Raw genomic sequence first — 13,425 nt, 5'->3', positions numbered from 1 at the left:
GCAATTAAAAACAAACTGAAACATTCCCTTCAATTAAATGAACTTATATCACTTATATGGTGAGAAAAAAACTTATATGATGACAAATCTAAAGTGATATTTCACCACGCAAAGCAGTTTCAAAAATAGTTTTAAAATCTTCTTTTGGGATATTGTGACCTAATAAATACATTAATTTTGTAATGGCGGCTTCGGTTGTAATGTCTTTTCCTGAGATAACGCCAAGAGATTTTAAAGCCGTACTTGTTTCGTATTGTCCCATATTGACACTTCCGGCAGAACATTGCGTTACGTTGACAATGTGTAAACCGGACTGAATCGCTTTTTGAATCAAATTCAAAAACCAGTCTTCGGTTGGTGCATTTCCGGATCCGTAGGTTTCAAGCACAATTCCTTTTAAATCTTTAATGGCGAGAATCGAGGATAAAACAATTTCGCTCATTCCCGGAAACATCTTTATAATCGCCACATGATTGTCTAAATTCTTGTGAACAATTAATTTTGCATCTCTATTTACAGGAAGAAATAAATGAGAATTTAATTTAAGATGAACGCCGGATTCTACCAATTCAGGATAATTAGGTGCTGTAAATGCTTTAAAATGTTCTGCATTTACTTTTGAAGTTCGGTTTCCGCGGTATAATTTATATTCAAAATACAAACAAACTTCGGTGATCACGGGTTTTCCGTTTTCTTGTAACGAAGCGATTTGAATTGCCGTAATCAGGTTTTCCTTTGCATCTGTACGCAAATCACCAATTGGCAATTGCGATCCTGTAAACACAACCGGTTTTGCTAAATTTTCCAGCATAAAACTCAATGCTGATGCCGAATATGACATGGTATCTGAACCGTGAAGTACAACAAATCCATCAAAAGAAGTGTAGCTTTTCTCGATAATTTCTGCAATTTTTGTCCATTCTGCGGTGTTCATGTTTGATGAATCGATTGGATTTTCAAATGAAACCGTTTCAATCTCACAATCTAATTGTTTGATTTCAGGAATATTCTGCAATAATTTACCAAAGTTGAATGCTTTTAATGCACCTGTTGCAAAATCCTTACTCATACCAATGGTTCCACCGGTATAAATTAGCAGTATTTTAGCTTTAGATGACATCTTGGTATTTTAATTTATTGACTACAGGATTCGCGTACATGGCTAAAAATCCTTGTCTTGCTACCGGATTTTCGGTACTGCCAATGCGCATTTCTAAACGACGCTCAAACAGCGATTTTTCATTTTCCTTGTATAAATGAGCAAACTTATCTGTACCGTTTATAATATCGTAAGCAATAAAATTAGTTGGCCATAAATGATAATTCTTTAAAATAGAATCATCTATAACTTGTGCCAAAGCCTGAATTTGTTTGTTTGCGTTGTCATTTTCAACCACAATCTGGTCAATTTCAGTATCCAGAACGTCTCCTACAGAAATGTGTATTCGTTTTTTAGTTCCCATGATACCACTTAAAATGGTCATGAAATCTTCGTTTTTTTCCTTAATATAAACTTCGTTGTTTGCTTCTGCCATTAATTGTGGCATTTTTAAAACATCTGTAGGATCATATTCGTATGAAATTGAAACCGGAACCACTTTTAATTTCTTAAAATAATCCATTAAATTAGCTTCGTCAGAACCCATTCCTATCATTTTTAAAACTCCGGGATTGGTTTCGTCATTTCCGTCTTTGGTACGTCCTTCTCTTTGTGCGATCCAAACTGATCTGTTTTCGCGAAGCAATAATTGTCCTATATATTCTGATAATAATTTAGAACTCTGCAACATTTCACGAGGCGTTAAACCTCTTAAAACCAAAAAGTTTCTGTTTAGTTTAGCTAAAGTGCTCAGGAATGCTTTTTGAACTAAATTATCCCCAATTGCCGATGCTGTCATGACTAAACCATGCTCAAAAAGGCAAACATTTAATAAGGTTGTATCTAAAAGAATGTCTCTGTGATTAGAGACAAATAAATAAGAAGTGTTTTTTTCCAGTTTCTCAAAACCTGAAGTTGTAAGACCTTCAGAACTTTTATCGAGTACTTTTTGAATAGTATTATAAATGAAATTACATTGAAAATCACGAATAGAATGTGTCTTTTTCAATTGATCTTTCCAAGCATCATCTTCTAATTCTGGAAAAGTAAAATTCATCATGGCTTTCATCATCGGATGATTGACAACACCATGAAGTGCTTCATTTATTTCGGAATCATAAAACGGTCGAATTGCGTCGAATTTCTGCATTAAATATCTATTTTAGTGGGCAAAAGAACAAAAAAAAAATTAAAGTATTGTAAGGTACGGGTTAAATCCCAAAAACGTCTTTAGAATTCTGAGTCGTTTTTGATGCTATTTCTTCTTCAGAAACATCATAAATATCGGCTAATTTGCTAATAACATTTATTAAATAGCTGCTTTCATTACGTTTTCCGCGATACGGAATTGGCGCTAAATAAGGTGAATCTGTTTCTAAAACAATATGTTTAAGATCTATCTGATTTAAAAACTGATCGATTTTTCCGTTTTTAAACGTTACAACTCCGCCAATTCCTAACTTCATATTGTAAGAAATCGCCTGAAGCGCTTGTTCGTGTGTTCCGGAAAAACAATGAAAAATTCCGAATAATTCAGGAGATTTTTCTTCTTCTAAAATTTCAAAAATTTCATCAAAAGCTTCACGACAATGAATTACAATTGGTAATTTATATTGTTTTGCAAGCTGAATTTGTCTTTTAAAAGCAATTTGCTGTTCTTTAAGATGTGTTTTATCCCAATACAAATCAATCCCAATTTCGCCTACGGCATAAAACTTTCTTTTTGCCAGTTCGGTTTCAACGTGTTTTAGCTCGTCTTGATAATTATCTTTTACATAAGTAGGATGCAAACCCATCATCAGGAATACATGATCCGGATAATTTTGTTCAAGATCATACATTGATTGCGTTGCAGCGGCATCGATAGCAGGAATAAAAAAACGGGTTACTCCGGCATTTATGGCGCGTTGTATCATTTCGTCGCGATCCTGATCAAATTCTTCAGAATATAAATGTGTATGTGTATCGGTAATTATGGTTGTTGAATTCAATTTTATAATTTTTAAAGTTCAAAATTACGATATTATTAAAAACTTTCCCAATTTGAATATTATTGTGATGAAATGGCACGCGGATGAGACGGATTCACTTTGTGAAAACGCGGATTTTTTTTGTCATCCTGACGGAGGAAGGATCGCACGCGAGAATCAACAAAGATTGGTTTCATACTTTGCGGAGTTTCTAGTACGATCCTTGCTCCGTCAGGATGACAAGATTGTGTGCAGACTAAATTGTAATAATTAATTCACCATAACAATTTTAGATTCATAAAGAAAAACCATACAAATCATAACGCTTTTTGGTATCTTCGCAGTCCTAAAATTTAAGATTATGAACTCGATAAAACTTTTGCCCGCGTGGTATGCTGGCGGTATTGGAAACAACCGTAACGCTCTTAAATGCGTAGGACAGCTAAGCTATGCGGGTTTTATATTTCCCTAAAATTTAAGATTATGAGTACAAACACGCTTTCGAAAGAAGCCGAAACGAGGCTAATTGATTTTTTTAACAAATCAATAGATCCTAAAAGTATGGCAAAAACAATCCGAAGACAAAATTATGTTCTTGCCTTAGGTATGATGCGAGAATGTGAAACTATTATGATCGAGAAAACAAATCTCGAAGATGGTTTTTATTGGCTGAATGAATTGGCCGAAATTTTAAATCCTTATTTAGATGTTGAATAACTAAATAGAAAAAGCGACTTTAATGGTCGCTTTTTTTTCCAACAAAAATTATTACAATAATCCCGTGCGGTATGCTGGCGGTATTGGAAACATCCGTAACGCTCTTTATGGCGTATGACAGCTAAACTGCGCGGGTTTTTAATAATGGTTTAGTCCCTACGGGACATTTTTCTAATTGTTATTTTTTTTCTACCAATATTTTTCTACCAATATTTAACTCCTAACGGAGTATTGTGTTGATTTTTATATAATATTTTTTTTTACCAATATTTTATATAAACATTTTTCTACCAATATTTTTCTACCAATATTTAACTCCTAACGGAGTATTGTGTTGATTTTTATATAATATTTTTTTTTACCAATATTTTCTATCAACATGTTTCTACCAATATGTTTCTACCAATATTTTTCTACCAATATTTAACTCCTAACGGAGTATTGTTTTGATTTTTATGTTATTTTTTTTTACCAATATTTTCTATCAACATGTTTCTACCAATATGTTTCTACCAATATTTAACTCCTAACGGAGTATTATGATGATTTTTATTGTAATATTTTTTTTTACAATATAAATATATCTCGTAGAGATTACATATTGGTAGAAAAAACAATTACATCGTAGATTTTGTCCCGTAGGGACTACACAATACTAAACCCCAGTTTCAATAAATACTAAAGCACGATCTAAAACCTCATCTTTCCCTTCCTGAATTCCTTTTATGGTTGGTTTTATTTCAATATCCGGAACGATTCCTATTCTTTGCGTTTCGCGTTTATCAGGATAATAAACCCCAATTCCTGAATATCTGGTATGAAATGATTTAAAATCAAGTTCTGTAACGTTTCCATCTGCTCCTGCGGTTTGGCTCCCTATAACTGTGGTGTTGCCCGTAGTTTGAAAACACATCGCAGTCCATTCTGACTGACTTATCGAGTCTTCATTCAGCAAGACAATAACTTTTCCTTTATAATTGTCCTTGTTTTCAGAACCGCAAGTCGATCCTTTTGTCCATTTAAATTTTCCAGGATAATTAAAATCAGGATAAGTATAGATTGCAAATTTTTCTTCGTGGGCATTTAAAAATTTGGCAATATCATCATAAGTTCCTTGTGGATAGTTTCTCATATCAAAAACGATTGCTTTGGTAGATTTTAGTGCTTGAATCATATCAGGAACATTTGCACTTTTTAAGATTCCCATATTCACATATCCAATATTGTTATCCAGAACTTTAAATTTTTCTTTCTTTTTTCTAGCTCCTTTTTTAAATTCATTTCTGTGCGAATCATGATAATTAAACCATACCATTGCTTTTGTTGTGTAATGACCGTCTTTTAAAAACTCAACATTTACATTATCTGCATACCCATTTAAAATTTTTCTAACCACTTTATCTAAAAGCGCAGGTTCATTTGAAGCTGCATATAAATCTCTATATTCTGAAACAAACTCTGGAATTGTTTTGTCATCAATTTTTGTAATTACATCTCCTACTTTTAAATCATAAGCCTGAGCGAGACTGTCTGCAAAAATTTCGGTAATAACCATTTTGTTTTCTATTATTTTACAGTTTGCAGGAAAATATCTTCTGTTTGCTTCAAATTTATTATTTTTATACACCGCAAGTTCAACATGACTATCATCCAGCTTCGCCGATATTTTTCTCACTGCTTTATAAAAATCATCATCGTTTTTAGCATCAAGAATTAAGGGAAGTGCTTTTTCCAGGGTAACATCCCATTTTTGATCCATTACATATTTATACGGGAAAAAATATTCTACTAAATTCCAGTATGCAAACAACCATAATATTCTTGAATTTTTATCATCGTATTTCAGGTCAAAATAATTTCCGTTTTTAAAAGGATTGTATCCCGGCCCCATTTCCTCATCAGTTTGAAATCTGTTATTTTCGATAAATTTCAATTTTTTAGAAAGCTTTTTAGAGAATAATTTATTGCTATTAATCCAAGATAAATCGAAGTTTTTATTAAAGTATTCAACATCTTTTTCAGGTATTACTGGAGCAATTTCCTTTATCGCGCCTAAATCATCAATCCAGTTTTCAAGCACTACTGAAAATTCTGCTTTAGTATGGGCTTTTTCTATTTTAGGTAAAGTTTCTAAAAGCTGATTGTCCCAATTAAAATCGCCATTGGCAACTTTTGGATGATAATATTTTAAGAATCCCCAGACTTTGCAGGTCGCAATAAGTTTTTCGTTTTCTGTTATTTTGGCTTGACCGAAGCTAATTTGTGAAAAGATAAGTAGAAAAAACAGGGTAATTTTTTTCATATAATAAGAGATGGTTTTGGTTAGTTCATTTATAAAAAGAAAAATCGAATTTAGAATTAAAAATCTAAATTCGATTGAGGTTTTACGTAAAGCGATATTTTTTAGGGTTATTTTTTGTTACAACAAACTCTAATTCAGTTCATCCAGAAGCTTTTCAACATCATCATAATTTTCATAATCCTGCGAAATAGTCTGTAAGATTTGCTCGCATTCCTTATATTTCTTTTGTTTTAGTTTTGACAGGGCAAAATTCCATTTTGCTTTTTCTTTATATACAGATGTTCCTGATATCAAATCTTTAAAAACAGCTTCGGCTTTTGTGTATTTACTTTCTTCTAATAACGAAACTCCATAGAAATATTTAATTTCAGGCGTATTGTTTTCTTTTAGGATTTCTTCAAAAACAGGAATCGCAACTGCATATTTTCCGTCATTAAAAGCTATTTGTGCTTTATTTAAAGTTGCATTTACATCTCCTTTTTCTAAAAACGTTGCTGGTTCCGGATTATCATAATCGGCAAAAGTGGGGTTATTATAATCAAAAAAGAATAACGCAAATAAAATAACGATGGAAGCGGCGGCGGCATAATACCACGGTCGCATTAGCACGACTTTTGGTTTATCGATATGGGTGTTAAAATGTTTCTCTGAAATGGTAGTTAAATTTGCTGCAAATGATTGCCTTTCTTGTTCAAATTCAAATTTACGTTTCAAACGCAGTTGTACATCTTTGAAAGTTTCAAATTCTGAAGATAATTCAGGATTGTGAGACAATTGTTCTTTAAAACTATTTCGTTCTTCATCAGTCATTTTTCCCTGAAGATATTGATCAAATACTATATAGCGGTCTTGGTTCATGACTAATTATTTTTTACCGATTTAAAATTGTTGGCTTCCAGAATCCATTGCGTTAATTGTCCTGAACAAAACACTTTGTTTTCCTGAACATCACCGTAATTATCATTCAAGATCTCATCAACTTTTTCAGTGGTTTTTGTGGTGAAACTCAGCTTTAATAATTCCTGGTTTTTATCTTCTAATTTTAGAAATGAGGTGTCAAAAAGTTGTTGCTTTTTATCAAATTCTTCTGTGTGAGTAATTAATTCCAGTGCAGATTCATTCATAGATACTGCATCTTCATTAATTGATACGCCTTTATAAGATGTTTGTTTGAGTTCGTTAAGCCATTTGCGTTTGCACAATAAAAAAAAGTACGCATCAAAAGGGCAAGTCAATTGTAATGTATTGGCTTTAGCCTGATTAAAAAGTAAAATCATGATTTCGTGAACAATATCCTGCGCATGCTCTTTATCTCCGGAATTATTCATAATGAACATTACCACTTTTGGAACAAACTTTTTATAGATCGTCTGAATAATTGCCGAATCATTTGCTGCCAGTCCTTCAATGTATATTTGATCAGGATGAATTTTCGTTTTGCCCATAAAAAACTTTTTGTCGCTAATTTAGAAAACAATTGTAAATAAATTTCACATTATAGGGTAACAATTAACAAATAATGTTGATATAACGTAACAAACACCTTTTAGGATTCCTAAAAATGAATTCATCGAAAATTTGCGCATAGGTTAAACGGAAAAACAGATTATCACAGATTTCTTTTTTAATTTCGGAATTTAAAATTTGCGGAATTTGAGGCGTAAACTTTTGGAATCAAAAAACCCGTATTGAATGATTTGATTGTATATTGTTGTTCAATTTCTATAGAAGAAAAATCAACAAATTATATCTTTTACATCATTAGTTTATTGAGCGTAATTGGTTTATTTTTGATTTTCAATCCTTATAAAATGGAAAATCTTCACGAGGTTCTCAAAAAAGAGAATTACAAAAAAATAAAATTCAAAGTTACCAAGACGCAACATCTTTTAATAAAAGTAAAAATAAACGGTGTTTCAGGGAATTTTATTTTAGATACCGGAGCATCAAACTCATGCGTGGGATTTGAAAGCATTGAACGTTTTGAATTAACGGCAAAAAAATCTAAAACCAAAGCTTCCGGCGCGGGCGGAACTGGTATGAAAACCCAAATTTCTGCCCATAATAATTTACAAATTGGGAGTTGGAAAAACGCAGCTTTCAATATTGTAATTTTTGATCTTTCGCATGTAAACGAAGCATTAATAGCATATAAGGCAAAACCTGTTCACGGCATTATTGGTGCCGACGTTCTACTTGAAGGTAAGGCGATTATCGATTATTATAATCATTATTTGTATTTGAAATAGATTGAGTTTTTTGTATATATTTGTTAAAAAAATTAACAAACCTATACCTATGAAAAAAACTCTACTTTTTTTTCTTTTATTGTTTACTAATTATTTTTATGCTCAGGTCAGTAATATGGAGCACTGCGCAGGAAATAATACATTTGATTTAACTTTACAAAAACCACTTTTAATTGGTAATTTAAATCCTGCCGAAACTACTGTTAGTTATCACATAAGTCTTGCTGATGCAAACAATAACCTAAATCCAATTGTAAATCCTGCAAATTTCGTAGAAACAGGAAATGTTCCAACTATTTATGCCAGAATTGATAATAAGGGAAGCATTACTACAAATTATTTTAACTTGATTGTGAATCCGGTTTTAGTAGCTAATGCTTCAGTTGTTTATGTAAACTGTGTTCCCAGAATTGTGATTTCCGGAAGTGGTGGTAACTCTAATTACGAATATTCACATGCCGGAGTTACTTTTACGCAAAATAATATTGTTAATAATCCAAGTCCTGGTTCTCAAACAGTATATATTAGGGACGGAAATGGTTGTGTAGCTTCTAAATCATTGATTGTAGATTCTCTGAGCCCACTGTCCTGGCGCGCCCAAACAAAAGGCGTAACTTGTCCGGAATCAAATGATGGTACTGTTGAAGTTACCGCGGTAGGAGGAAAAGCTCCTTATTTATTTTCTATAGGAAACGAATTTGCAAGTTCAAATATTTTCAGGAATTTAAAAGCCGGAGACCATACTGTAACAATAAAGGATGCAACCGGATGTACTATTTCTTTTAATTTTACCATCCGTGCTATAAATCCTGTTATAGCCATAAGTACAGTTATAACAAATGATAGTAATGCTGCTAATGAAGGGAAAATAGATCTAAGTGTTTCTGGTGGAGTTCCTCCCTATATGTACGCTCTTAAAGATGACAAAGGAATAATAATTCCGTCTAAAACAACTAATCCTTTTACCGGACTTGCTGTAGGATCATATGAAGTAATCGTAACAGATACTCAGGGATGTACTTTATCACAAAAAGGAATAAATATACTTAATGCTCCTACTCCTCTCACTACTACTGCAGCGGTAACTGCAATTACTTGCGTTATTACTACGGGATCTATAACTGTTACTCCACATGGTGGTGTTTTACCTTATCAATATTCAATAGATAACGGAAATACTTATGGTAATTCTAATGTATTCTCTGGTTTAGTTGCAGGAACTTACAACATAAAAGTTCGTGATGCGCAAAATTCTGTAGTTGATGCAATTTCAACAATAGACCCTATAAAAATGCCGGAAATAACCATAACATATAAAGATGTTCTATGTCATGGAGATTCTAATGGTTCAATATTAGTAGGGGCAAGTAACGGAAAATCGCCTAATCTTTTTTCAATAAATGGAGGGGAATATATTTCTTATAATCTTTTTGAAAATTTGCCGGCAGGGAATTATGTTTTATCAGTAAAGGATTCTAATGGCTGTATTGTTTCCGGATCTGTAACATTAAAAGATCCTGCTCTTATAACTGCTGAAATCATTATTTCTGATAAATCTGTAGTAATTAATGCTAGCGGAGGTTACGGAAAATATGAATATGCCCTGGATGGAGGCACTTATAAGGATGCGAATGTATTTTCAAATGTAAGTTATGGCAATCACACAATTTATGTAAGGGATCCTAATAAATGTATTCTAATTCAAACGATAACAGTAATAAAGCCTATTCCTGTTCTTTCATCTGTTATAGTTAACAAAGGGACACTAACAATTACTGCAACCGGAGGAACGCTGCCTTACACGTATAGTCTTCAGGATATTTCCGGCTATCCAACGTATAAAACTCAAGCAAGTAACATATTTACAGATGTGGTAAACGGCACTTACAAAACCATAGTAACAGATTCTAAAGGCGCTACATACGTACAAGCTGATATAATTATTTCTCAATCATCAGTGCTTACTGCAATATCTACTGCAACTTCTATAACATGTCGTGATCTTAAAGGTACTATAACTGTAACTGCAACCGGAGGAAAAAGTCCATATCAATATTCATTGGATTTTGGAAATTCTTACACAACCTCAAATATTTTACCTAATCTAAATGCTGGTAGTTATACGATAACTGTTAAAGATTCAAATAATTTTAAAACTACTTCTTTTATCACTGTTAATGTTGCACAACCCTTATTAGTAACTGCAGAAATTGTTTCTAATTTAAGTTGCTATGGCTCTAATGATGGTGTAATAAGAGTAACTACAATTCAGGGGCAGGCTCCTTATACGTATGTGTTAGATAACACTAATTCTCAGTCAACCAGTACTTTTACAAATTTGAGCGCAGGAATTCATACTATACAAGTAACTGATAAAAATAACTGTACCGCAGTTGTAACAGTAACAATTACAGAACCTAAACCATTAAAGTCAACGGTTGTAGTTAATGATAAAACAATTACCGCACATTCAACAGATGGAACAGCGCCTTACATCTACTATCTACAAAAGAATAACCAAATAATTTCAGGGCCTCAAACATCTGATACATTTACGAATTTACCGGTAGGAATTTATAGTTTACAAATTGTTGATGCAAAAGGATGTTCGTTATTGCGTGATAACATCAATATTACTGATTCACCTGTTATTGTAGCTACAACTAATATAACGCCTATAACATGTGTGAATCCTACAGGAGCCCTAACTATAATTGCAAGTGGAGGTTCCGGTTCATACCAGTATTCAATAGATAATGGTGTAAGTTATAGTGCTTCAAATACATTTTCTAATTTATCCGCTGGAAATTACATTATAAATGTTAAAGACAGTCAGAACAATACGACAAGTATTAGTACGAGTATAATTCCTTATATTCCTTTAACATCTATAGCTGTTGTTACTAAAACTATAGATTGTGTAAGCAATGCTACAATAACAGTTAATGCTTCTGGAGGTAAAAGACCTTATCAATATTCGTTAGATAACGGAGCAAGTTATACATCAATCAATACTTTTACCAATATAAATGCAGGAACTTATTTTGTTCGGGTAAAAGACTCCCTTGACTGTACGGTAATTACAAATAATATAACTCTTGAACAACCGGTTCCTTTGACAGCAACAGCTGCAAGTACTAAAATTGCAGATTGTTCTATTAATTATAATTCAACAATAACTATAACAGCAAATGGTGGTCAGGCTCCATATGTATACGCAGTAAATAGTTCAACTAATTATCAAACAAGCAATGTATATTTTGGTGCAGCACCAGGAACACACATTGTGAATGTTAAGGATGCTAATGGATGTGTTTTTACAACTGCTTTAGTTATCGAATCACCATCGTTATTGACATTAACTGCAACTATTACTGACGCCGCAATTTGTGGAGGTAAGAGTTCCGCAACTATCAATGCAACCGGAGGACAAGCTCCATATACCTATTCTTTTACAGGAGGAAGTACTTATTCGCCTGTAAACACAAATGAATTATCACCAGGTGGCTATACTTTATTCGTAAAAGACAGTTATGGCTGTATTGCAACAATATATGTTACAATACAATCCGCAAGTGTGCCTGTAAGTACAATCTGGACAGTAACGAATGCTACAAGTCCTAATAACAATGACGGAAGTATAACTGTTCTGGCAAGTGGAGGAACAGCACCTTATACTTATTCACTTTTGAACGGCAATAATGTAACTATAATTCCTGCCCAGTTATCAAATACTTTTAGTAATCTTGCGACCGGAATATATAGCATACTTGTTACAGATGCAAAAGGCTGTTCATCGCCTTTAAAAGTAGCAACTATTTCATCGCCACCAACCCTTTTAGCAATAGCTACCGTCACTCAGCCGAGTTGTGATAACCCAATAGCAGTGATCACTATAAACGCAACAGGAGGAACTGTTCCATATCAATATTCGATCGATAATGGTGTTACATATAATGTAACAGATACTTTTATTGTTACACAACCTGGCAACTATATCCTAACAGTTCGTGATGCGCAAAATGTAATATATACTCAGAACGTAGTTGTTATGCCTTTGAATCCTATATTTGTTAATGCAACAGTTGTTTCTAACGTAACTTGTGTATCAAACGGTATAATTGCAGTTAATGTTACAGGAGGTTTAGCTCCGTATTCTTATTCGTTAAATGGAGGTGTTTTTCAAAATACCAATGTCTTCACTGAACTTAGTCCAGGTAATTATATAATTACAGCAAAAGATATAAATGGCTGTACTCAGGTTGTATCTGTAGATCTAAACGCACCAACTGCTATAGTTGCTGCCGTAACGGTAGACAATCAAAAAATAGTTGTTCATGCTACGGGCGGAAATGGTAATTATCAATATTCATTAGATGGAAGTAGTTTTCAAAGCAGTCCTATTTTTACTAATATCTCTTATGGAATTCATGATGTATTTGTAAGAGACCAAAATGGCTGTACGGTATCAATTATTGTTGCTGTAGATCCTCCTGCTCCTTTAATAGATGGGAAAGATATTATAACTATCGAATTTAAAGCCGGACAAACTTTAGGAGATTTGGTCATTGATGGTCAAAACATTAAGTGGTACAGCAATCAGAATCCTTTAGGAGGAAAAACGACTAAATCAAGTGAAGTTACTTTGCCGTTAACAACTTTATTAGTTGACGGAACGACTTATTATGCTTCTCAAACCATAAACGGAATCGAAAGTATAGAACGTCTTGCTGTTACAGCAAAATTAAACGGTTCTCTTTCTACTCCGGATGTTGTTTTGCCTAATTTCAGCTATTATCCAAATCCTGTTCAGCATACTTTGATAGTAGATAATGCTTCTACTATTGATGAAATTGAAATTGTATCTGTTTCAGGGAAATCTATTTTAACTAAGAAGATAAATAGCAATCATTCTGAAATTGATTTATCAAATGTTGCATCAGGGTTTTATTTATTAAAGGTGAAATCTGAAGGACAAACGAAGACAATCAAAATTGTGAAGAAATAAGCGGTATTAAATTCCAATATTTTAAATTTTAAATTCCAAATTCCAATTCTTAGGAATTCTTATAAATCAAAAATCCCAAA

The 13,425-nt window shown here is 32.9% G+C and carries 9 protein-coding genes; 3 read left to right on the top strand and 6 right to left on the bottom strand.

Annotation, left to right across the window (positions count from 1 at the left end; all coding sequences use genetic code 11):
* Positions 1–88: 88 nt before the first annotated feature.
* The 3 genes from ACHRVX_RS09200 to ACHRVX_RS09190 form a co-directional block, all read right to left on the bottom strand.
* Complete coding sequence (locus ACHRVX_RS09200) at positions 89–1,120, bottom strand: asparaginase (protein WP_395331467.1); 1,032 nt, start codon at positions 1,118–1,120, stop codon at positions 89–91.
* Positions 1,110–2,249, bottom strand: a complete 1,140-nt coding sequence (locus tag ACHRVX_RS09195) for a 1-acyl-sn-glycerol-3-phosphate acyltransferase (protein ID WP_395331465.1) — start codon at positions 2,247–2,249, stop codon at positions 1,110–1,112. Before ACHRVX_RS09195 ends, ACHRVX_RS09200 begins: the two co-directional genes overlap by 11 nt.
* A gap of 61 nt (positions 2,250–2,310) precedes the next feature.
* The gene (locus ACHRVX_RS09190) at positions 2,311–3,090 is read right to left on the bottom strand and encodes a TatD family hydrolase (protein WP_395331463.1); all 780 of its coding nucleotides are present in this window, start codon (positions 3,088–3,090) and stop codon (positions 2,311–2,313) included.
* Positions 3,091–3,552: 462 nt separating this feature from the next.
* Here ACHRVX_RS09190 and ACHRVX_RS09185 point away from each other — a divergent pair, with 462 nt between their 5' ends.
* On the top strand, positions 3,553–3,786 hold the full coding sequence (locus tag ACHRVX_RS09185; protein WP_395331461.1) for a hypothetical protein: 234 nt from the start codon (positions 3,553–3,555) through the stop codon (positions 3,784–3,786).
* 655 nt (positions 3,787–4,441) lie between these two features.
* Here ACHRVX_RS09185 and ACHRVX_RS09180 read toward each other — a convergent pair.
* The 3 genes from ACHRVX_RS09180 to ACHRVX_RS09170 form a co-directional block, all read right to left on the bottom strand.
* Positions 4,442–6,088, bottom strand: a complete 1,647-nt coding sequence (locus ACHRVX_RS09180) for a S41 family peptidase (RefSeq protein ID WP_395331459.1) — start codon at positions 6,086–6,088, stop codon at positions 4,442–4,444.
* Positions 6,089–6,217: 129 nt separating this feature from the next.
* On the bottom strand, positions 6,218–6,946 hold the full coding sequence (locus ACHRVX_RS09175) for a tol-pal system YbgF family protein (RefSeq protein WP_395331457.1): 729 nt from the start codon (positions 6,944–6,946) through the stop codon (positions 6,218–6,220).
* Between the two features lie 2 nt (positions 6,947–6,948).
* The gene (locus ACHRVX_RS09170) at positions 6,949–7,533 is read right to left on the bottom strand and encodes an RNA polymerase sigma factor (protein WP_395331455.1); all 585 of its coding nucleotides are present in this window, start codon (positions 7,531–7,533) and stop codon (positions 6,949–6,951) included.
* A 366-nt stretch (positions 7,534–7,899) separates the two neighbouring features.
* On the opposite strand from ACHRVX_RS09170, the gene ACHRVX_RS09165 reads away from it, so the two are divergent.
* Both ACHRVX_RS09165 and ACHRVX_RS09160 read left to right on the top strand, forming a co-directional pair.
* A complete protein-coding gene (locus ACHRVX_RS09165) occupies positions 7,900–8,337 on the top strand; it encodes a retropepsin-like aspartic protease (protein WP_395331453.1) in 438 nt (145 codons plus the stop codon).
* 49 nt (positions 8,338–8,386) lie between these two features.
* On the top strand, positions 8,387–13,345 hold the full coding sequence (locus ACHRVX_RS09160; protein WP_395331451.1) for a T9SS type A sorting domain-containing protein: 4,959 nt from the start codon (positions 8,387–8,389) through the stop codon (positions 13,343–13,345).
* Positions 13,346–13,425 lie beyond the last annotated feature (80 nt).

This window comes from Flavobacterium sp. FlaQc-47 (assembly GCF_044006475.1).
Classification (GTDB): domain Bacteria; phylum Bacteroidota; class Bacteroidia; order Flavobacteriales; family Flavobacteriaceae; genus Flavobacterium.
This window is presented reverse-complemented; position numbering and strand designations above follow the sequence as displayed.